The sequence below is a fragment of the Sinorhizobium sp. P24N7 genome, from assembly GCF_042436655.1.
Classification (GTDB): domain Bacteria; phylum Pseudomonadota; class Alphaproteobacteria; order Rhizobiales; family Rhizobiaceae; genus Sinorhizobium; species Sinorhizobium meliloti_A.
In genome coordinates this window covers 1-721 of record NZ_JBHMIW010000076.1, presented here as the reverse complement: position 1 = coordinate 721, position 721 = coordinate 1, and the positions used below count along the sequence as shown (strand labels likewise).

At 60.3% G+C, this 721-nt stretch carries 1 protein-coding gene; it reads left to right on the top strand.

The window, feature by feature from the left end:
• Positions 1–451: transposase (locus ACFHWW_RS33975; RefSeq protein ID WP_379943758.1), on the top strand; the 451-nt coding region annotated here is incomplete at its 5' end.
• Positions 452–721: the final 270 nt, after the last annotated feature.

Below are 721 nucleotides of genomic sequence, written 5' to 3'. Positions count from 1 at the left end.
GGTGGAGGAAGAGCTGCTGGATTTGCACCGCGCCGATGAATGCAGCCTGCGCCTTGCGCAAATTCCCGGTGTCGGTCCGGTCGGCGCAACGCTGTTGATGCTGAAAACCCCGGATGCCCGGCTGTTCAAGTCCGGCCGGGCGTTTGCCGCCTGGTTGGGACTGACGCCCAAGGATCATTCGACCGCTGGCAAGACGAGGCTTGGGGTGATCACCCGTGCCGGCGACGAGATGCTGCGAAGCGTTCTGGTGGTTGGGGCGACCTCTCTTCTTCAACAGGTCAGAGCCGGCCGAAGCCGGCATGCCTCGCAATGGCTCACCGGACTGCTGCAACGCAAAAAGCCTAAGCTTGTTGCCGTGGCGCTCGCCAACAAGATCGCCCGGATCGCCTGGAAGCTGATGGTGAGCGGCCAAACCTATCGGAGGATGGAAGAGCAGCCGCAGGCCGCATAGAGATTGGCCGCCATGGGCGCGCAACACAAAGCCGTCCGTGTCCGGCTGATGCTGTGAACTTGCAAGAGAACAAGCAGATGGTGCGATCGATCGATTCCCAAGACGCTTGACACGCCGCTCATCCCAATGGCCTTCCAAGGCCGTTGCACTGTTTGGCACAGGCGTTGCGGAAACCATCTTGGCCAGTGGCCCTGTGCGGCCACACCGAAAGGCCGAACATATGGAAGCAAGCGATCCGATCAAAAAATCTGCAAAAAACACTTGCAAGGG